The following is a 19,766-nucleotide window of genomic DNA, read 5'->3' as shown; positions in this document are numbered from 1 at the left end:
GCATCCCCGTGTAGCGTTGTTGCTTTGATGGGGTTCTTTACTGTCCCTGTTCTATAGATATGGCCCCATGGGCTCTGGGCAAGGAACCAATGTCCTTCTCCCTTTTTCACCTTTCCCCTTACATGTTGGTTTTCGGTCAAGAATCGAAACCGCTAACGGCTGGAAATGGCCGCAACTGCGGGGGATGGCGCGGGGTATGTTTTTATACTATTGAAAATAAAGGGAAAAAACCGATGAAAAAAAATAAAGATTTTTTTCCTGGTCCCCAATTGGCTGAAACCATGGAGTGTAAAGGGCTTAGAAGAACTGCATGTCTCATAAGCTGAATTTAGAGTATTCTAGAGCTTTGTTGAGTATCATTGAGTATTATTGAGTTACTATTTTGTTGAAAAGCTGTTGAAAACATTGGGGATTCAGTGTTAATTAATTGTAATTATTGAACAAAAATGGCAAGTGTCAAAAACTAACGTGCAGATCGGGTTTTGCGGCGATCGATTTTCGCAAAGCCTATTGCCTCCAAGGGAATTCGAGATGTTGACAATATTCTCGTTTGTGAAATGAAATCGAGCTAAACCGCTTTTGACCCTCAGCGGGATTTTGCAGTAAATCACCCCCTATCGAAAAACGGCCGTAGTGGCCTCTGGGAATGATTTCAACAACAATGGACAAATTAGTTTATGCTCTGGAACACGATTAAAACCTCTTTACACGCCAGCTTACCGGAAAGCGAATTCGGCCTGTGGATCAAACCGCTTGAGTGCAAGCGGGAAAACGATCAGGTCTTGGAGCTTGCAGGGCCGGACCGCTTTTTTTGTGCTTGGGTAGAGGATCGCTATCTTGAGCTTATTCGTACCAAGGCACAGGAGTTGGGGACTATTGCCGATGTCCGTTTACAGGTGGCTGCCCAACCGCCCCTGCAGGTAGAGAGCGATAAGGGAGGCCAGTTGCGTCTGCCCGGTATGACCAAGCAGGCCCCGCGCTACCGCTCTTTGCACCCGGCATATACCTTTGATCAGTTTATGGTCGGCGAGTCGAATATTCTTGCCCGATCAGCCTGCCATGCCTTGGCGACTGGCGATTCTACCTTTGGTCACTGTCTTTTTGTCAACAGCACCACGGGACTGGGAAAGAGTCATCTCACCCAGGCCGTTGTGCATCAGGTGTTACGATCAGCCCCTTCCACCCGTCTGCATTACTTGACGGCCCAGCAGTTTTCTGCGGATATGGTTAAATCCATCCGCTCCAACCGCATGGAGCAGTTTTCCAGACGCTATGTGAATAACTGCGATATGCTCCTGGTCGAGGATGTGCACACCCTCACCAACAAGAACAAGACCCAGGAAGAGCTCAATACGATTCTGGACTATCTCATCAAGTCCGGTCGGCGGGTTATTTTGACCTCTGCTGTCGCCCCGTCGAAACTCGCGGGGCTCGATGAGGACTTTCGCAGTCGCATGACCTCTGGTCTGGTAACGGGGATTCAGTCTCCGGATTATGAGACCCGTGCACGGATTATTCGCCATAAGATGCAGTCCCATGGCTTGGGGGCGGATGAAGATATGGTGGGGTTCATGGCGGAAAGCCTGCAGGGTGATATTCGCCGTATGGAAAGCGCCATTATGGGGATCAAAGCCAAGGCCTGTCTGCATAAGGCACCGGCCGATCTGAGTATGGTTCGTGATGTGATTTACAACCTGATCGGTTCCCCGGTGGAGGTTACCCCGGAGACCATTCGCGAGTTGATTGGCCGTCAGTTCCAGGTCAGCGTCGAGGCGTTGCGTTCCCGTTCCCGCAAACGGGCGATCACTTTTCCCCGGCAGGTGGGCATGTATCTGACGCGTAAATACACCGATAAATCCCTTGCAGATATCGGCAGCATCTACAATCGCGATCACTCCACTGTGCTCTACGCAATAAAAAACATCACTAAGAATATGTCGCAGCAGACGGCAGTTCGCGAGCAGGTCGAGTTGTTGTGTCGAAAAATTAAGAACTGATGCGATGCCCTGGCAGGGACACCGATGAATCTCACGGATTCAGGTAATATAGATCAGGCTCTCTAAACGCAAAAACGGACTGCCCTACCAAGGGACAGTCCGTTTTTGCGTTTTACCGGGTGTGCAAGGCGGCGTGTACCGCTGATAGTTTCAATTTAGGGAATCTTGAATAATTGCTTTTTCCGCCAATCCCGACGTCATGCTTAAAATTTTATCCTCGGAATATCATGTATATGCCTGCGGTAAAATTTTGCGCAATCCTTGGCCTTGATTGAAAAATCTAATTATTCAAGACACCCTTTAGAAATAAACCCCTTTCACCTCGTTGCTTCGCTGCCCGGAGCTGCGCTTGCAGACACGCTCTGCAATGGCGTGTGCCTCTTTAACCATGTCGTTAATGCCTATCCCGTTCCAGCCAAATCCACAAAAGTGCAGATCCTGGTGGCTGCGGTGCATGTTTTCACGCCAGGCGAGCAGGCGAGCGTAGCCCTCTTCCAGTTGGGGGATACCGGCACTGGGGCGCAGTACCTTGGTGTAGATCGGTTTGGGCAACTCCATCAGCTGGCTCAGGTCTTTATAGGCCTGATCGATTAACGCCTCATCACTGAGCTCCAGCCTCTCAGGGTGGCGTCTGCCCCCCACCAGTACCTCCATCAGCTGACAGCCTTCAGGGGCTCGACCGGGAAACATGTGCGACGAAAACAGCGCGCCCAGAGCAAATCGTTCTTCTATTTCCGGGGCCAGGTAGCCAAAGCCAAAGGGGATCTTTGCCCGCTCATCAAAGCCCAGGAGGACAGAGAGGATACGAGCCTCGGGAATAATGGTCTGGGGAGGCGGCTGTGTGGGGAGGGCCGCGGTGATCAGGCTCAGGCTGCGATTGACCGGCAGGGCCAGAATCAGGTGGCGACAGTGGAGTATCTCACCATCGGCCAGGACCCGCCAGCCCTCATCGGAGTGTTCCAGCGCGGTTACCGCACAGGAGGTGCGTAGCTGGCCTCGAGCAAATAGATTTGCAGCCAGCCGGGCAGGGAGCATGCCCATCCCTTGGGAAAAGCTAATCATGGAGGGGAGCCGCTTCTTTTTTCCCCTCTCTTTTTTCTTGCCACGTATTTTGTTCAGTACCCCGCGAATCACGGAGCCATGGCGTCGTTCCAGCTCCCGAACTCCCGGCATAACCGCATCGATTTTGAGCTGCTCGATATCGCCTGCATAGGTACCGGTAAAAACGGCATCGGCAAAGGGGAGCAGGGCCGGTCCAAAACGGTGTTCCACCCATTGAGCCACGCTTGGCTCATCATCCAGAGGTGGTTGCCAGAGGTCCCCCAGGACGCGAAGCTTCTCGCCCCAGGAAACAAGAGGGGCTCGCAGAATTTTCAGGGGAGACTGGGGAATAAGGCGGAGCTTGCCATCCAGGCAGACATAGCGGACAAAGCGACGTAAGGGAGCGGTGTTGAGTTCGCCTTCTAAACCGGCAAGGTGGATCAACTCCTGGCTTTTCTCACAGTTATCAAGAAAGCCGTGAGGGCCCCATTCCGCCTGGTAGCCATGATCGCTGAAAGAGTTCATGGCTCCACCCACGACATCTTCCTGTTCCAGCACCAGAAGATTGATTTCGGGGTGGTGTTTATTGATAAAGACAGCAGCACTTAAGCCGGAGAGGCCAGCGCCGACAATACAGACATCTAGGTGTGAATCGTTCATCGAAGGGAGGAAAATCGCCTCATTTTTTGGGGGTGGTTGGTAAACTTGACAGTGATTTAATCGTGCTTACCATGTTGGCCGAATAAAAGGAAGAGCCTATCTCCCCGGTATTGTCGGGAAAACGCTTATCCAAACTTTGTATTTTACTGATTTTGCAAAGGCTAATCTCTTTTGATTGCATTGCTTATGCCGTCAGTCTGCTGTGCAGGCACCTGCCAGCACGCCTTTAAGTTATTGGGTGTGTATCTTTAGAGTGTCTTGAATAATTAGATTTTTCAATCAAGGTCAGGTAAGCGTAGACTCCGAGGCATGCTAAAAATTTTACCGCAGGCATATACATGATATTCCGAGGATAAAATTTTTCGTATAACGCCGAGATTGGCAGAAAAAGTAATTATTCAAGATTCCCTCTAAAGTACACCCAAGCACTTGGTGACGGCAATGAAAATGGCATGGCCGGCGATGCATCATGCCGGGCTTTTGGAATCAGATATTTATTTAACTCAAATCTAATAGAGGAAAAGTCCCCATGGCAGACGCACAGGTTGAAACCAAGCAGTTTCAGGCGGAGACCAGAAAGGTCCTGGATATTGTAATCAACTCTCTCTATACCGAGCGCGATATTTTTGTTCGTGAGCTCGTGTCCAACTCGGCTGACGCGCTGGAAAAATTTCGTCACCAGAGTTTGGTGGAAAAGATCGAGTTTGATGCCCACGTGCCTTTGGAGATCTCCATTGATTGTGATGACAAGAACAAGACCCTGACCATCGCTGATTCCGGTATCGGTATGACCCGGGAAGAGCTGGAGACCAATCTCGGGACAATCGCCCATTCCGGTTCTCAGCATTTTTTTGAGGAGCTGGCGGAGGCTGCTCAAAAAGATGTGAGTCTGATTGGGCAGTTTGGTGTCGGTTTTTATTCTGTGTTCATGGCGGCTAAAACCGTCAAGGTACAGACTCGCTCCTGGAATGGAGAAGAAGGGTGGGAATGGTCCTCCGATGGCGGTGGCACCTACACCATCAGCCCCTGTACCGGTCTGCATCGCGGTACCAAGATCATTATCGAGCTCAAAGAAGATGCCGAAACCTACGCCTCTAAGTACACCATTGAGCGTATTATTCAGCAATATTCAACCTTCGTGCCCTTTCCGGTAAAGGTGGAAGGCAAAAAGGTGAATACGGTTCAGGCAATCTGGAGCCGCTCTAAAAACGAGATTACCGAGGAGGAGTACACCGAATTCTATAAATTCATCGCCACAGCCGTGGATGAACCCCTGTTTCGGTTGCACTTTTCCGCTGATGCTCCTCTGGCCATCAATGCGCTTGTCTATGTACCCAAAGAAAATTTTGAGGTGCTGGGCATGGGACGTATGGACCCGGGCGTGAACCTCTACTGTCAGAAGGTGTTGATTGATCAGCACAGCGAAAACATTCTTCCCGAGTGGCTGCGCTTTTTGAAAGGTGTGGTCGATTCCGAGGATCTACCGCTGAACATCTCGCGACAGTCCCTGCAGGATAACGCCATGGTTCACAAGCTGCGCAAGGTTGTGACCAAACGGGTGATCAAGTTTCTGGCTGAGGAGGCAAAACGCGATAGCGACAAGTACCTCACCTTCTGGAAGACCTTTGGTCTCTTTATCAAAGAGGGAGTGACCTCGGATTTTGAGCATCGCAACGATCTGGCCAAACTGCTGCGTTTCGAGTCTTCAGTCAGCGAGTCCGACAAGATGATCTCTCTGGATGAGTATGTGGAGCGCATGCGTGAAGGGCAGGATAAGATTTACTATATCAATGGTCCCAACCGTGAGGCTATTGAGAACGGTCCTTACATCGAGATGTTTAAAAAGCGGGGCGTGGAGATCTTCTACACCCTTGAGCCCATCGATGACTTTGTCATGAATCACCTGGGCGAGTACGATGGCAAGAAGCTGGTATCTGCTGATCGTGCTGATCTCGACCTGCCTGAAACCGGTGAGACCACACCTGAGTCTGAGAACAAAGAGACGGGCGAGCCTCTGGACAGCAAGTCCATCGAGAGTCTCTGCACCTGGATGAAAGAGACCCTGGGGGACCGGGTTCAGGAGGTGAAAACCTCGACCCGCCTGGTGGACAGTCCGGCAATGATCGTCAATGTCGATGGTCACATGACCTCCTCCATGGAGCGGATCCTCAAGGCCTCCGGCCAGAATGAAGCCTTTGGTATGGGCTCCAAAAAGGATATGGAGATCAACGCCTCAAGCCCGCTGATCAAACAACTGGCCGTTCTCAAGGAGAGCGAAACCGAATTTGCCAAAGATGTGGTTGAGCAACTCTACGATAACGCCATGATTCAGGCTGGCCTCATGGTGGATCCCATGGTGATGGTCAAGCGCAATTATCGTATTCTCGAGCGGGCTGCAGGTTCTGACAAGTAATACACCGCAAAGAAGTCGCCCCAAATGGCGGTGGGGAAAACTGAACAATACATGAATTTGTTAAAAAAAACGTTGTATCATTAAAAAGATGCGTTGTTCAGTGGTCACCCGCCGTCACGGATTCAGGATAGATTGTGCTCCCTGAAAGGGGGCTTTTCGTCTAACGCCCCGGTTTTGGGCGATACTTTTGTGGTTGTTCGAGACTGCCCTTGAAAAAAGGTTGTGTTCACGATATATGAACACAACCTTTTTTTTTCTCTGCAGATTGTTCCTGGAGGAATAGTAATGCGTTCTCCCCTTTTCATGCTCCTGTTTGTTGCCCTCTTGCTTGGCGGTTGCCAATCCAAACAGGTGCGTCACCTTGCCTCTGATGCCTCTTTGATTAAACCCGGGGTATCGACTCTGCAGGATGTGCAGCGCTATTTGGGCGAGCCGGATAATCGTCGGGAAGTTGCACCCGGTGTCAGTGAATACGTCTACTACGAAGATCGTCCCGGCCTTTTTGGCACCATGCCATTGGTTGGCTCCTGGGTCGATTCCACTGGGTATGAGATGATTATCGTCACTCTGCAGGGTAATCTGGTCACCAACTGCGAGTTCCGTAATTTCAGTGAATCTGAACGTGCCTGGACCAAAGATTACACCTGGAAAGAGGTCAAGTGAGCTCGCCCTCAAGTTTTGATATCAACCGTGAGCGGATGATTGAGGAGCAGCTGGTAGCGCGCGGGATTACCGACACGCGAATTCTGGATGCCATGCGTACCGTTCCCCGCCACCTCTTTGTTGAAGATGCCATGCAGTCGCACGCCTATGGCGATTTCCCCCTGCCCATCGGCAATGGGCAGACAATTTCCCAGCCCTATATCGTTGCCCTGATGAGTCTTGCCCTGCATCTTCAGGGGGATGAGCGTATCCTTGAGATAGGCACCGGCTCTGGCTACCACGCGGCGATTCTTTCGCGGCTTTGCCAGAAAGTGTACACCGTTGAGCGTATCGATGGCCTGGTGAGCCGGGCGCGACGCGTTTTCGATCGGTTGCGCTATTATAATATCGTCTCCCGCATTGATGACGGTACGGTGGGCTGGGCCTCTGAAGCTCCTTTTGATTGTATCATTGTGACTGCTGGCGGCCCCAAGATCCCTGAGCCGCTTCTGGCTCAGCTGGGGGATCCGGGGCGCATGGTCATGCCCGTTGGCGGCCAGACCGTGCAGGACCTCAAGCTGGTGGAAAAACATGAAGGGGAGGTGACGGTTACCTCCATGGAGCAGGTGCGCTTTGTCGATTTGATTGGTGCCCACGGCTGGCAGAATTAGGCCGTTTAAAGACCGTTAAAGCAGTTGCTGCTTGCAGAAATGGGCCCGTGTTTCACGGGCTTTTTTTTATTGTGGGCTCTCGCCTCATCTCTAAATATGCTGTGATTTTCAGCTATTCCATAAAATTTCTTGCTTCCGCGCGAGCAGCCTGCGACAATAGAGCATCAGTTAACGTCTTTTCGTTCGCAACCATATAGGCAAAGCTTTCCCCGCTTCGAAAGAGACTCTAATCATCCTCCTCAGCACCGTCTGTAGCCATGCCTTTTCTCAACAGCGAATCCCTCCTCGATCTTCTTGTCAAAGAACAGGTCCTCTCGCCAGAGCAGCGGCAGCACGTTATTTTGCATAAGGGGCGGCAGCGGCAAAAACTGCTCAAACAGTCGGGCGGAAGACGGCATGATGACGAGGTCCGTCCTGATAAATGGGATCCGGATCTGGTGGATATTGTCGCTTCCATGGGCTTGAAATCGCCTATTGCGGGCAAGCCTCTGGTCACCGATGAGGTGATTATGCGGGCGGTAAGTCGTGGCCTCAAGATTCCGTATAAAAAGCTCGATCCTCTGAAGCTGGATATGGAAACGGTCACCAAGACCATTCCCCGCTCTTTTGCCCTCAATCATCTGCTGCTGCCTTTTGAGCGCTCGGGAGCCGAACTCTGTGTGGCCACGTATCACCCGGATAACCGTCATGTACTTGAGGATATCGAAAAGGCCAACCAGGTACAGGTGAAGCCCTTTCTCACTACCCGTAAGGATATCAATAAGATCCAGGCTGAGTTTTTCGGCTTTCAACGCTCGATCACCGCGGCAGAGTCACAGTTTGGGGGCAGCGGAACATCTGCAACCGTCGACATCGGCAATCTCGAGCAGTATGTTCGCCTCTCTTCTGCCAAAGAACTCAGTTCAAGCGATCAGCACATCAAGGCGGCGGTCAATCATCTCTTCAGCTATGCCCTGGAGCAGCGGGCCAGTGATATTCATATAGAGCCCAAGCGGGATGTCTGTCTGGTGCGCTATCGTATCGATGGCATCTTGCATGTTATCTACAAACTGCCCAAGGCTGTGCACTCGGCTATCACCTCACGGATCAAGAGCCTGGCCCGGCTTGATATTGCTGAAAAAAGGCGTCCTCAGGACGGACGTATCAAGATCGGGCGGCGTAGTGAAGACGCCGAGGCAGAGATCCGTGTTTCCACCATTCCCGTGGCCTTTGGCGAGAAGACGGTTATGCGTATTCTCAATCCCGAGGTCATCTTTCAAAACCTGGATTCGCTCGGTTTTTCCAGGCGGGATCGGGTGGTATATAACTCATTCATGGCTTCGGCCCATGGGATTGTTTTGGTCACCGGACCGACAGGGAGTGGTAAATCGACCACGCTGTACTCCACGCTCAAGCAGATCGCCTCGCCAGAAAAAAATATCATCACGGTTGAAGACCCCGTGGAGATGGTCTACGAGGAATTCAATCAGATCGCGGTCCAGCCACAGATTGACGTCACCTTTTCCACGATCCTGCGCAATATCCTGCGTCAGGATCCGGATATCATCATGATCGGTGAGATTCGGGATCTGGAAACCGCCACCCATGCGGTCCAGGCGGCCCTGACCGGGCATTTGGTTTTCTCGACGCTCCATACCAACGATGCGGTCTCCACCATCATTCGTTTGGAGGATTTGGGGCTGGAACCCTTTCTTATCGCTTCAACCATGCTTGGCGCCTTGGCCCAGCGATTGGTGCGTCGTATCTGTCCGCATTGTGCCGAACCGTATCGGGTGGAAGGCGCAGAACTGCGCAGGCTGGGATTTCCGGTGCAAGCCGAGGAAAGCGTGGAGTTGAAGCGTGGCAAAGGCTGCTTGCAGTGCCGTAATACCGGCTATCTTGGCCGTCTGGGGATTTTTGAGATCTTTCCCATGTCGGATCAGATGAAAAAACTGATCAGTAACAAAGCCCACGATTCTGACTTGCGTCAAACAGCTATTCGTGAAGGTATGAGCACTCTGAGAGAAGATGCCTGGCGCAAGGTCCTGGCGGGGCAAACCACGGTGGAGGAGGCCCTGCGGGTCACAGGAGAAATGGAGAGCCTGTGATTTTTTTGTGGCGTTTGAGGCAAGAGCGCATATAGTGCCCTTCCACAAGAAGAAAACCGGAATCAGTGACAGCGGACAGAGACCAAATAACGAAGCTGACGCATAGATGAACGCTCACGGTTTTAGGGAAAAGAGCGAAGAGTGGTTAACGAGAGCATGGGACAAAAAATAATCGCCAAAAATAAGAAGGCATTTCACGATTACTTTATCGATCAGACCTTTGAGGCCGGGCTGGTGCTCAGGGGGCCGGAGGTTAAATCGTTGCGTGGGGGAAAGGTGAACCTGCGAGACGGGTATGCTCAGGTGAAAGATGGCGAGGTCTATCTCTATAACGTCCACATTTCACCGTATTCTTTTACCACCTATGCCAACCAAGACCCGATGCGAGTGCGTAAATTGCTGTTGCATAAGCGTGAGATTCGTAAACTGATCGGGAAATTGCACGAGAAAGGCATTGCGCTCATCCCACTCAAGATATACTTTATTGAGAACGGCAAGGCCAAGGTTGAGTTGGGGCTTGCCCGTGGTAAAAAACTTTACGATAAAAGGGCTTCCTTGAAAGAGAAGGAGTCCAAGCGCGACGTAGAGCGCACCATGCGCCGCGATCGCTGAGTGAAAGAGATACAGTTAAAAAATAATAATTTTCAAGTATGGGGGCGAAACGGATTCGACGGGGATATTGAAGCTTCCTGTTGCATGCCGAGTTTCTGTCAGCTCGTAAAAATGGCGGATTTTAAATATAATCGCAGACGATTATAATTACGCACTGGCAGCGTAAGCTGCTGTGCCGTTCCACCGGCTGCCGCCTGTAAGGCCGGATTCGGAGCGTCGACTCAACGGGCTGGTTGTTCGTGTACGCCTGAGGCGCGAACAATGAGACTTTTTCAGGCTGGCGCTTGCGTATCCCTGTTCCGGGTGAGAGGCAAGCGCGAGATTTAATCCCGGAACTAAGCATGTAGAGACAGAAGGGGAGAATTTTCGGACCCGGGTTCAACTCCCGGCGCCTCCACCATTTCAAAAAGACAAACCCGTCTCTCTGGGGTCATTCTCCGGGGTGACGGGTTTTCTTTTTTCCCTTGTTTCTAAAGGGTTTGCGCCCGTTTCACATCTTTCCAAGGCACCTCTCCGCACCATCGATTCTCCCCATCTTCCAGCCTTTCTTTCTCTGTTTGGCCCCTGATTCTCTGTTTTCTCCGGACCAAGTCCGAAGCTCGTCCGGAAAGCTACATCCTTGATTGATATGGGTTTGCGGCTCGTTGCCGTTTTTGGCGGTTGTCTTAGGTCATCGCTCGACGCCGCAACCGGACGTTTTTTTCGAACTCGCCTGCATCGGCCGTGAAAAGAAGCGTGGTCAACTCCGGTTTCCAGACCCCCAAAGTAGAAAAGCCGACGCTGATGGTCGGCTCTCTGGGGTGGTCTCCGGTCCGGTCGTCAGTCGGTGGCGAAGCCGAACTGGCGGCGCTGCTCGGCCCAGTCCTCGGGAAAGGTCTGGGTCAGCTTGGCCAGCGAGAGTCCGTTGGGTTCCTCGCCGTTGATCAGGGCTTCGACGATGTCGGGGGCCAGGGTCGTTAGCTTGAGGATGCGGGCCACATACGAGCCATCGACGTCAAGGGTACGGGCAAGCTCGCTGATGGACTTGATCTGGCCGGATTCGAGGATGTCGGCCCAGGAAAAGGCCCTTCCCAGCGCCTGGAGGATGGCGGACTGCACCGGTTCCTGCGCTCCGGTGATTTCTCCATCCAGGGCCTGGGGAGCGATGACCGTCTTGCGGCCGCGCATGCGCCGGATCAACATCGGGATGTGGATCTGCAGATTGCCGTTGTCGGCTACGGTAATGGTCGGCTTCATTTTCATCGGCTTGCCCTCCGTTCGGTGACTTCGCATGCCAGACCAGCCAGCTCGGCGATGAGCGTTGTCAGCCCGTTGGTGCGCAGCTCCATGTCGATTCCGGTCTCGCGGATCTCCACCTTGTCCACCAGGAGGCGGATGAGGCGGTTTCGCTCCACCGGGAAAAGGTCTTCCCAGAAACCCTCGACATTCTGGAAGGCCTCCGACACATCCTGTTCCGTGATGCTGTTCCCCTGGTAGGCTCTGCATCGCTCGCTCACATGGGTCAGTTGTTTCGAGAGCTCGACCGCCTGGCGGTTAACCGTCGTCAGCATCTCGGTCTTGCCCGGCTGATCGTTGCCGGGTTTCATCAATTCGAGTGCCTGCTCCCGCGCCTGCGACAGCTCCATCTCGAGTTGGGCTTTCTGCTTGAACAACCGCTCCCGCTCTGCCTGCTCGATGTCCCGGGCCGCGAAGTAAGTCTTGGCCACCAGCGTCGGTGTGCGGAACACGGCGCTCAACTGTTCGATTACCGCCTGCTCGATGTCCCCGGCGGGAATCCGCTTGAGCGGGCATCGGCTCACGGTCCGCTTGCTGTCTTTCTGGCAGATGTAATAGGTGTAGTGGCGGCCGTTCTTGCGGGCGTAGGTCGGTCCCATCGCGCATCCGCAGTGGCCGCAGCGGATGACGCCCTTCAGCGGGGCGACCATTTTGGTCCTGGCTATGGAAACCTTGACCGGTTTGTTGTCCTCCAGGATGGCCTGCACCTTGTCCCAGGTTGCCCGGTCGATGATCCCTTCGTGCTCGCCGGGGTAACTGCGATCCTTGTGGGCGATCTCGCCGATATAGATTCGGTTGTTGAGCAGCCGGTAGATGTGGGCGGTGTTCCATTCGGAGCCCTCGCGCACCTTTCCTTTCTTGGTGGTCCAGGCCTTGGTGCGGTATCCCTGTTCGTTCAATTCCTGGCCCAGCTTCTTGGCCGAGCCGATCTGGATGAACCGGCGGAAGATGTACTGCACCGTCCTAGCTTCATCGGGGTTGACCAGCAGCTTCTTGTTATCCCGGTCGACGTCGTATCCGAGAATGGGTACGCCGCCGCAGTATTTCCCCCGGCGCTTGGCGGCCGCCACCTTGTCCCGGATGCGCTCGGCGATGACCTCCCGCTCGTACTGGGCGAAGGTGATCAGGATGCCGAGAAACATCCGTCCGGTGGGGTCGGTGGTGCTGAAGTGCTGGGTGACCGAGACGAAGCTGACACCCTTCTCGTTGAAGAGGTCGATCATCTTCATGAAGTCCAGCAGCGAGCGGGACAGCCGGTCGACCTTGTAGACCACGATCACATCAATCTTCCCGGCGTCGATGTCCGCCAGCAGTCGGCGCAGCCCCGGGCGCTCCATGTTCCCACCTGAGAAACCGCCATCGTCGTAGCGATCCGGCAGAGCCGTCCAGCCACGCATTCTCTGGGCTTCGATATAGTGTTCCGCCGATTCCCGTTGCGCATCCAACGAGTTGAACTCCTGTTCGAGCCCTTCCTCGTGGCTCTTGCGGGTGTAGATGGCACAGCGCAGGGTCTTGTTCTTTCCCGGCGCGACATTGCTGTTATCAAGCATCCGACCCTCCCTCGGCTTTTCTGCCGTAAACCTTCTTCAGTCCGAAAAAGACCTTGCCGTTCCAGCGCGTCCCGGTGATCTCCCTGGCCACCGCGCTGAGCGACCGGAAGGTGCGACCTTCGAACTCGTAGCCGTCGGCAAGGACGATCACCTCATAGCGCCGGTCGTTCCAGACCCGCACCAGTCTGGTTCCGGGCAGGATCGCCTCGTTCGATTTCCGCTCTTCTGGGATGCGTCGATTGACAGTGGCGACCGGGTCATCCTTGGCGGCCTGCTGGAGATGGACCTTGGCCTGCTCGGACAGCCCACCGTAGAAAAGCTCCTGGATGCGATAGGCCAGCCGCTTGATGAGGAATTGTTTCTTGTACTGGGGCGGCTCTTCGCCGTAGAGGTCGAGCCATTTTTCCCGGAGCTGCTCCAGGGACATGGATTGCAGCAGGGCCATCTGCCGAAGGACCGAGTTTCGGGTTCGGTCCTGGTTCTTGCCGCCGGTGGCGGCGTTTTGTAACTCATTCATTTTCAACTCCTTATTTTGGTTTCCGGACGAGTTGTCATGAATGAATGCTCTGTTCCGGCAATGAATCAAGTCCTTCTCCGAGCACAGGGGAAGAATCTTCGAAAGCCTCTAACTCATTGCCCACACATGCGTTTTTGGCCTTTCGGCGCAGGATCGCCGTGGCCAGAATGGAGGCGGCTGACTGGAGCCTCGCCTCACCCGACAGGCGGCCGGGTTTGCCGTTTTCGCCAAGGTCATCCGTCCCCGGCACATCATTCATTTCCTGTACATCCAACATCGAACACCTCCGGTGGGACCGGGGGACTGGATGGTGTGGATGCCAGAAAACGGTGGCGGTCGGGATGCGCGTTCGATGGCACCCACAACCGCCTCAGCTCCGCCTCTGGTCGGTTATCTGGTTGTGCCCGGCTTTAACCGGACTTGCGTTCGTTACCTACCGGAGGGACGAGCAAGATGTCGGAATCAGATGAAAAGTCCTGTTTTTGATTGACCTGATATTCATCAGGTCGTATATTTCTTGGTCATAAATTGGGCTTAATCCGCTCAGTGGCCATGACACGGAGCAATCGCCATGGGAAAGAAAAAGCTATCGGAAATAACCGACCCGCAGGCCAGGACGCTGAGGGTCATTTGCCAAATCATCGATGAAAAGGGGTTGCCGCCAACGGTGAAAGAATTGTCGGAAGTCCTCTGTATCAGTCACGCGAGCGCCCACGAGCAGATCGCTCAACTGGTCCGTAAAGGCTATTTGAAGAAAGAAGCTCGTAAGGCCCGAAGCATCGTCGTCATCAGGAGGCCCGAATAACGATGCAGGGTCGCGAACAATAAGGAGATCGACATGGGGCACGTCAGACTTGGGAGCCTTCCAAGGTCGAGGGCATGGAAAGAGGTGGTCGGCCTGATCACGGCCGGTGCCGACGTGTCCCAGATCGCAAACGCCACAATACGGGCGGCTGACAAGGCCTTCTCATTTGTGCTCAACGATGAGGGGTTTACCGAGGCGGTATGGCTGATGACCCAGCTTGCCATTGCTGCCAAGAAGGACAACTTCAACGATCACCTGCAGTCGGTCGGCATCAATCTGCCGCAGGACACCTCATTGCCCGACGTTGCCGCCGCTGTTGCAGAGGCAATGGATCGGAAACTGGAGTCCAACGGTAGCCGCTCTGACTTGGGTGAGATGTCGCAGCGGGCCTTGGTTGGAGCATTGGTCGAACACATCTCTCCCAAGCTGCCCTCCTTGTTTACGCCAGACGCCAGTGACGTTCAGGCAGCATTGGCGTCGCTCGGGAAAAAACGGGAGTTCGGCGAGTTGTCCCGCACGTTCTTCGCCAAGCTGACCAACGAGAGCATGAATTATTTCCTGTCAAAAACGCTGGCGACCCATCTGGGCGAAGGCCAGCGCTTTGCCACCATGAATGAAATGGGACAATTCGAGAAAGCCCTGACCACGCACTGCAAAGAAGCATCCCTGATCGTCGAACAGTTTTCGGCGGATTGGTTTTCCAAGCACAAATACGAAGAAGGCGGTGACATCTCCCGGGAGTCGTCCAACGGCTTCGCCTCCTATGCGCTGAAGAAAATGAAGGACGAATTGAAAGAAGGAGCGCGAGCCGATGCAAGATAAGCGTTACATCATCTGCGGAAACGCACCGACCAGCGGAATCGAGGAGAACCCGAATCGGGATTTGCGCCTGCGCTTGTGGGGCAAAGATGGGCCGGACAAGATCACCCTACGCATTGAGGACATCCACAAAAAGATGAGCAAGGACGTGCCGGATTCCTTCCAGGATCTGCTCGAAATTGCCACCTACGTCTACAGCGCCGACCAGGCCATTCCCCGTGGGGCCGATGACGTTGATTCCTTTGGTCATGGTTGGCGGAGAAACCTGCATTTCATCATTCCGGTCCGGAACCCGGATTTCTGGAATGGTGAGGAGATTCAGCAGGCCCTGTGCTCGACGCTTGGGTTCCTATCTGATGACAGCTATCACTTCGAATTCACCAAGCTGACAGAGGCTCAGGCATTCCAGGGCTACCTGGACTTCAACGATGACGGGCGTCTTCTCGGTTATCCGGAGCAGGTGGTGATGTTTTCAGGCGGGCTGGATTCGCTGGCCGGAGCTATCGACGAGGTGTTGAACGAAAAACACCGGGTCGTTCTGGTGACCCACAAGTCAACCCCGAAGCTCAACAAGCGCCACCGCCGCCTGGAAAAGATGATCGCCGACAAGGCCGGGGAAAACGCTCCGCTCCACATCGGCGTTCGCGTCAACAAGAACAAGGGGCTGAACTACGAGTACACTCAGCGGAGCCGCTCCTTTCTATACGTGTCCATCGGCGCGACCATCGCAAAAATGATCAACCTGAAGAGCGTCCGTTTCTACGAGAACGGCGTCATCAGTCTGAATCTGCCGGTCTGCGCCCAGGTCGTCGGCGGCCGAGCAACGCGCACCACCCATCCCAGGGTAATCCGAGGGTTTCAGGAAATCATCAGCCTGGTAGCTGGCGAACCTTTCACCATTGAAAATCCCTACATCTGGAAAACCAAGGCTGACGTCGTCGGGGTCATCACCAAAGCCGGATGCCAGGAGATGATCGCGGCATCGACCACCTGCACGCACACCTGGGAGATGACCAATCACCATACCCACTGCGGCACCTGCTCGCAGTGCATCGACCGGCGCTTTGCCGTGATCGCTGCCAAGGCCGATCAGTATGACCCTGTCGATGCCTACAAGGCCGACATCTTCACCCAAAGCCGAAGCAAGGACGAGGACAAGATCATGGCGGCCGCGTACCTGGAACGTGCCAACCAGGTCCGTGATCAAGATGACATCACCCAGTTTATCGCTCGATTCAGCGAGGTGAGTCGGGTCTTCCGCTACCTGAATGGGAACCCCGGAAGCGTGGCCCAGAAGGTCTATGACCTTTACAAGCGCCACGCCAAGGAGGTCTGCGAAGCGATGGACACCATGGTTGCCCGCAACATCACCGCCATCCGCCAGCGCACATTGCCGGGAGACTGCCTACTCAGGACGGTCTATGAATCGGGATCGGTAATCTCCGTCCCCGCCATTCCGGTTGAGCAGAAGCAGCCGGACAACTACTTCAGGAAGCGCGGGGGTGTCTGGGCCGCACGCTTTAACGGCAACGCCGAGGTGCTTGTGACGGGTGTCGACAAAGGAGCCGAGTACATCAACTTCCTCCTGGCGAGGCCTAACAAGGAAACCTCGGTCTACGAGATCGTCTGCGGGTTTGCCATCGATAGCTGCAACGCGGTCCTGAACTCCAATGAGACCGACGAAGGTTTTCAGGTCACCCAGGGGGTTCCGTTGGGTGATACCGGCTTCGTTGCCGACCGCAAGGCCGTCGAGCAATACCGGGAGACGGCTCACGAGCTTCTTCGAGAAATTGAAGAAGCCCGGGCAGAAAACAACGATGCCGAAATCCAGCGGCTTGAGAACGAAATGACCCAGATCACCGCCGCAATCAACGAGGCGGTTGGTCTGGGTGGCAAACTCCGGAAATCCAACGACAAGCGGAAGAACATCCGCGACGCCTTCCGGAGTGCCGTGAACCGGGCCATCACGTATCTGGACAAGTATGACAAGCCGCTGGCCGCCCACCTGAAAGAATCCATCAAGTGCGGCAACGAACCGGTCTACCGGACCGAAGAGGAGATCGTTTGGGAGGTCCGCCCGATAGTCAACGAATGACCCGGGACCACCCAGGAAGAAAAAACTAAAAAAAATTTCCGCTACGCCAAATGTAGCCATTGCGACGCCGGATGTAGCGCCTTCCCCAATGAAGGCGCGATCCGGCGTTTTTTATTGGTCAGCACAGGGTTGGCCACCGGGCGTGCCAGAACTTCCGAACAAGGAGACTGGCAGTGGCACAAGTCAACAAAGCACACCTCACCCCACCGAAGCGGCGACTCATCGAGTTGATGCAGGACATCAACTTCGGCCGCATCACCAACATTCCGATCCGCGACGGCGAGCCGGAACTCACCCCTGACACAGTCATCGAGCGCGAGATCAAGCTGGGCGGACAGAGCGGTCCCCGGCCCGAGCGCGACCAGGATGACTTCATCCTCAAGCAAGAGGTCGTGGCGCTGCTGGAGCACCTCGCGCAGATGGGCAGCGGAAAAGTCTGCCTGCTCGAGATCAAGCACGGTCTCCCGTTCCTGATGCGCATCGAGGAACGGGCAGCCTGAACACGTAACGACCTGAACCCTTAGACACTGGACAACAAGCTGGACGCATGGCGGAGGCTGTTGTGGGTGTCGCCGAGCCGAATACGGCAATTGGCGGCGTACCTGCGACCCCTTCGCCCACGCGACAGCTTTGTCCTGTGATCTGGCCCGTGCCGACACCCACGCGGACCTCCTCCTCGCTCCGAGGAGGCCCCGATGGTTTCACAGAATTCTTACGACGGCATCGACAAGTATGCCGCCGACCTCATTCGGCACAAAGCACGTCAACTCGTAGGCAAGGCCGGATTCACCGAGGACGACAGACCCGACCTCGAACAGGAACTGATGATCGATCTGCTGCAGCGGATGCGGCATTTCAATCCCGCCAAGGCCAAGAAGACCACCTTCATGGCCCGGATAGTCGAACGTCACATCTCCACCATTCTGGAGGCCCGGTTCGCCCAATGCCGGGACTGGCGACTCTGCCAAACCTCACTCAACGAACCCCTCGACAACGGTGAGGGCGACACCACCGAGCGGATCGACTTCCTGGATAGCGAAGGCTCTCTGGGGGGCGGCACCCGCGAAACAAGAGAGCGCCTCGCCCATGAGATCCGCATGGACCTCGACCGGGCCATCGCCTCGCTGCCGGAAGAACTCCGGGATCTGTGCGTGCGCCTGCACGACAGCACCATGGCCGAAATCGCCCGGGAGATGGGCATCCCCAGAACCACCCTCTACGACCGGCTGAGCAAGCTGCGGGACGCGTTCCGCGAGGCCGGGCTCGAGGACTACCTGTGATCTCCGACGCATCAGCTCTGGCTCCGGTAAGTAAGCACCGTGCCGCATGGTGCGGCTATCCGGGGCCTCGGAAATCAGAACCTGAACAAAAGAGGAGTTCAACCATGACTCACGACACCTACAAGTACCGTTTTGACGAGTCGGTCCCGGCCCAGGAACTGGAAGACACTTTCATGCTGGCGATGCTGGCCGTCGAAAGCCTGCATGGCCGTTCCCGTGTGCGGATGGAGAGCCGGTTCAATCTGGACAAGGCCCGACGCACCTGCGTGATCGACGCCTCCACCGATGTCGGCAGCGACCTCGCCCGCATCTTCACCGGCTTCGCCACCAAGGAATACGGCGAACGCTCGGTCCTGATCGAACGATCCCAGCCGTCGGGTTGCGCCTGCGCCTCCAAGCATCGCGCAGCGCCCGCCGCTGCTACAGCGGGGGTGGCGGTATGAGCGAGCTGATGACCACCACCTATTCCATGTGGCGGCTGTTCCGCAACTGCCGCATGGCCTGCAAGTGGCGCTACATCGACGAGCTGGTGCCGCTCGAGCGCGACCCCAATCTGGCCTTCGGCTCGGTCATTCACGACTGCCTGGAGTGCTGGCACGGCGAGCGGGATCTGGCCAAGGTCCTCGACCACATCGACCGGACCTATCCGAACCGGGCGCAGGACGATCATCAACAGGCCGACTGGCATCTCGCCAGGGCCATGATGAGCGCCTATGCGGAACACTACCCGGCTGAAGAGTTCGAGGTCGTCGCACTCGAGAAGACCTTCGAAGGCCCCATCGTCAACCCGGCGACCGGGGCGACCTCGCGCAGTTTCATCCTCGCCGGGAAGGTGGACGGCATCGTCCGTCAGGATGGCCAGTACTTCCTGCTGGAACACAAAACCGCCTCGCAGATCGACGCCAGCTACCTGGAGCGGCTGTGGACCGATTTCCAGATCATCCTCTACGCCTGGTACCTGGAGCAGACCCTCGGCATCACGGTCAGCGGCATCATCTACAACGTTCTGGTCAAGGCCAAGCTGCGCCAGGGCAAGGGTGAGACCGAGGCCGAATTCGAGGCCCGCCGGGCGGAGCTGATCGCCAAGTCGAAAACCGGCAAGAGCAGCGCCAAGCGCAAGCTGCCGGAGGACGACGACACCTTCCAGCAGCGGCTCCAGGAGAAGTACCTCGAGCCGGGCATGTTCCACCGCGAGGTGCTCTACATCTCCCGCGACCAGTTCGAGGAACTGCGGGCGGAGCTGTGGGAACTCTCCAAGGCCATGCTCGACGCCCGTCGGCGCGACACCTTCTACCGCAACAC

The 19,766-nt window shown here is 55.2% G+C and carries 18 protein-coding genes and 1 other RNA gene; 14 read left to right on the top strand and 5 right to left on the bottom strand.

The annotated features are described in order from the left end of the window. Positions 1 to 677 precede the first annotated feature (677 nt). Entirely contained in the window at positions 678 to 1,997 is a 1,320-nt protein-coding gene (gene dnaA, locus JWJ90_RS14395; RefSeq protein WP_205227931.1) for a chromosomal replication initiator protein DnaA, read from the top strand. Positions 1,998 to 2,297: 300 nt separating this feature from the next. On the opposite strand, the gene hemG is transcribed toward dnaA, so the two are convergent. Beyond that, positions 2,298 to 3,698, bottom strand: coding sequence for a protoporphyrinogen oxidase (hemG, locus tag JWJ90_RS14390; RefSeq protein WP_205227930.1), 1,401 nt, complete (start codon positions 3,696 to 3,698; stop codon positions 2,298 to 2,300). Between the two features lie 529 nt (positions 3,699 to 4,227). On the opposite strand from hemG, the gene htpG reads away from it, so the two are divergent. The 6 genes from htpG (at position 4,228) to ssrA (ending at position 10,523) form a co-directional block, all read left to right on the top strand. Further along, positions 4,228 to 6,111 (top strand): molecular chaperone HtpG, encoded by a 1,884-nt coding sequence (htpG, locus tag JWJ90_RS14385; RefSeq protein WP_205227929.1) that lies wholly within the window; start codon positions 4,228 to 4,230, stop codon positions 6,109 to 6,111. 285 nt (positions 6,112 to 6,396) lie between these two features. Further along, on the top strand, positions 6,397 to 6,774 hold the full coding sequence (locus JWJ90_RS14380) for a hypothetical protein (protein ID WP_205227928.1): 378 nt from the start codon (positions 6,397 to 6,399) through the stop codon (positions 6,772 to 6,774). After that, a complete protein-coding gene (locus tag JWJ90_RS14375; protein WP_338032334.1) occupies positions 6,771 to 7,424 on the top strand; it encodes a protein-L-isoaspartate(D-aspartate) O-methyltransferase in 654 nt (217 codons plus the stop codon). The genes JWJ90_RS14380 and JWJ90_RS14375 overlap by 4 nt, the downstream gene beginning before the upstream one ends. 257 nt (positions 7,425 to 7,681) lie before the next feature. Beyond that, a complete protein-coding gene (locus tag JWJ90_RS14370; RefSeq protein WP_205227927.1) occupies positions 7,682 to 9,511 on the top strand; it encodes a GspE/PulE family protein in 1,830 nt (609 codons plus the stop codon). Positions 9,512 to 9,667: 156 nt separating this feature from the next. Beyond that, a complete protein-coding gene (gene smpB / locus JWJ90_RS14365) occupies positions 9,668 to 10,123 on the top strand; it encodes an SsrA-binding protein SmpB (RefSeq protein WP_205227926.1) in 456 nt (151 codons plus the stop codon). Between the two features lie 40 nt (positions 10,124 to 10,163). Continuing rightward, positions 10,164 to 10,523, top strand: a transfer-messenger RNA (tmRNA) gene (gene ssrA, locus JWJ90_RS14360). A 419-nt stretch (positions 10,524 to 10,942) separates the two neighbouring features. On the opposite strand, the gene JWJ90_RS14355 is transcribed toward ssrA, so the two are convergent. From JWJ90_RS14355 to JWJ90_RS14340, 4 genes are read right to left on the bottom strand one after another with little or no spacing between them, the layout of a single operon-like run. Further along, complete coding sequence (locus JWJ90_RS14355; protein ID WP_205227925.1) at positions 10,943 to 11,365, bottom strand: hypothetical protein; 423 nt, start codon at positions 11,363 to 11,365, stop codon at positions 10,943 to 10,945. Further along, positions 11,362 to 12,948: a recombinase family protein gene (locus tag JWJ90_RS14350; protein WP_205227924.1), complete on the bottom strand. Its 1,587-nt coding sequence runs from the start codon at positions 12,946 to 12,948 to the stop codon at positions 11,362 to 11,364. Before JWJ90_RS14350 ends, JWJ90_RS14355 begins: the two co-directional genes overlap by 4 nt. After that, a complete protein-coding gene (locus tag JWJ90_RS14345) occupies positions 12,941 to 13,465 on the bottom strand; it encodes a DUF2924 domain-containing protein (protein WP_073377465.1) in 525 nt (174 codons plus the stop codon). The genes JWJ90_RS14350 and JWJ90_RS14345 overlap by 8 nt, the downstream gene beginning before the upstream one ends. A gap of 34 nt (positions 13,466 to 13,499) precedes the next feature. Next, positions 13,500 to 13,742: a hypothetical protein gene (locus JWJ90_RS14340; RefSeq protein ID WP_205227923.1), complete on the bottom strand. Its 243-nt coding sequence runs from the start codon at positions 13,740 to 13,742 to the stop codon at positions 13,500 to 13,502. A gap of 294 nt (positions 13,743 to 14,036) precedes the next feature. Here JWJ90_RS14340 and JWJ90_RS14335 point away from each other — a divergent pair, with 294 nt between their 5' ends. From JWJ90_RS14335 to JWJ90_RS14305, 7 genes are all read left to right on the top strand, one after another. Next, a complete protein-coding gene (locus JWJ90_RS14335) occupies positions 14,037 to 14,270 on the top strand; it encodes a LexA family protein (protein ID WP_205227922.1) in 234 nt (77 codons plus the stop codon). 33 nt (positions 14,271 to 14,303) lie between these two features. Next, on the top strand, positions 14,304 to 15,092 hold the full coding sequence (locus tag JWJ90_RS14330; RefSeq protein ID WP_205227921.1) for a hypothetical protein: 789 nt from the start codon (positions 14,304 to 14,306) through the stop codon (positions 15,090 to 15,092). After that, complete coding sequence (locus tag JWJ90_RS14325; RefSeq protein ID WP_205227920.1) at positions 15,082 to 17,184, top strand: 7-cyano-7-deazaguanine synthase; 2,103 nt, start codon at positions 15,082 to 15,084, stop codon at positions 17,182 to 17,184. Before JWJ90_RS14330 ends, JWJ90_RS14325 begins: the two co-directional genes overlap by 11 nt. A gap of 173 nt (positions 17,185 to 17,357) precedes the next feature. Beyond that, a complete protein-coding gene (locus JWJ90_RS14320; protein WP_205227919.1) occupies positions 17,358 to 17,684 on the top strand; it encodes a hypothetical protein in 327 nt (108 codons plus the stop codon). A 195-nt stretch (positions 17,685 to 17,879) separates the two neighbouring features. Then, on the top strand, positions 17,880 to 18,464 hold the full coding sequence (locus tag JWJ90_RS14315; RefSeq protein ID WP_205227918.1) for a sigma-70 family RNA polymerase sigma factor: 585 nt from the start codon (positions 17,880 to 17,882) through the stop codon (positions 18,462 to 18,464). A gap of 104 nt (positions 18,465 to 18,568) precedes the next feature. After that, positions 18,569 to 18,907, top strand: a complete 339-nt coding sequence (locus tag JWJ90_RS14310; protein ID WP_029895089.1) for a hypothetical protein — start codon at positions 18,569 to 18,571, stop codon at positions 18,905 to 18,907. Then, a partial coding sequence (locus tag JWJ90_RS14305) for a PD-(D/E)XK nuclease family protein (RefSeq protein ID WP_205227917.1) occupies positions 18,904 to 19,766 on the top strand: 863 nt, incomplete at its 3' end. The genes JWJ90_RS14310 and JWJ90_RS14305, both read left to right, overlap by 4 nt.

This window comes from Desulfobulbus rhabdoformis (assembly GCF_016919065.1).
GTDB lineage: Bacteria > Desulfobacterota > Desulfobulbia > Desulfobulbales > Desulfobulbaceae > Desulfobulbus > Desulfobulbus rhabdoformis.
Note: the sequence above shows the minus strand (reverse complement) of the source record. Positions and strands in the feature narration are given on the sequence as shown.